The following is a 354-nucleotide window of genomic DNA, read 5'->3' as shown; positions in this document are numbered from 1 at the left end:
CGATATGCATGCATATCATGTATAGGTTAGCACCCTTGTTATAATTGGTCGATAGTTGAGCAATTGAATTCTCTCGATTTTGTTATTTTGTCGCTCGGATCGACGCAAAAATTTGTTTTGATCCCATGATCAGCAGTAGTAGTATGAGATCTCGACAAAGGAGGTGCATATGTCATTTTTGAAGAAGACACTTGCGAGCTTTGGGATCGGCAGCGCTAAGGTAGATTCGATTCTAAATCAGGATGTGCTTTATCCCGGTCAAAGTGTGGATGTTTCTATTCACGTTTATGGTGGTGCGACAGAACAAGCGATCGATAATATCGATATGAAGCTTTGTTGCCGCTACATCGCAGA

General features: G+C 41.5%; 1 protein-coding gene. It reads left to right on the top strand.

Annotated elements, in window-relative coordinates; translation table 11 throughout:
* Positions 1-169 precede the first annotated feature (169 nt).
* Positions 170-354: sporulation protein (locus tag R7044_RS26000; RefSeq protein WP_225456095.1), on the top strand; the 185-nt coding region annotated here is incomplete at its 3' end.

Source organism: Vibrio sp. 1402 (genome assembly GCF_033340275.1).
The sequence above is the reverse complement of the archived record's forward strand: the minus strand, read 5'-3'. Positions and strand labels throughout refer to the sequence as shown.